General features: G+C 63.5%; 1 pseudogene. It reads right to left on the bottom strand.

What is annotated here, in order from left to right:
• Positions 1-244: pseudogene (nfsA, locus tag RTW80_RS30405) on the bottom strand (nitroreductase NfsA); the annotation flags it as partial.

The following is a 244-nucleotide window of genomic DNA, read 5'->3' as shown; positions in this document are numbered from 1 at the left end:
GCCAAGCCCCAGCGATTCCGCCGCCGTGAACGCGTTTTGCGCCATCAGCGCCGTATCCACCACGCCCAGCAGCAGCTGTTCCGCCAGCCCCAGCTCGGCCTCGGGGCAGATTTGCAGATGACGGTTAAAATCGGCGCAGAACACCCAGAACTCAGCCGCCTGGGCAACGTGCTTTTGTCCGCCCGTCAGCGTTACCAGCTGCTCACGCATCGCCGGATCGGTGATGCGGATAATGGAGCTGCAC

This window comes from Escherichia sp. AM3 (genome assembly GCF_032029835.1).
GTDB lineage: Bacteria > Pseudomonadota > Gammaproteobacteria > Enterobacterales > Enterobacteriaceae > Escherichia > Escherichia coli.
The sequence above is the reverse complement of the archived record's forward strand: the minus strand, read 5'-3'. Positions and strand labels throughout refer to the sequence as shown.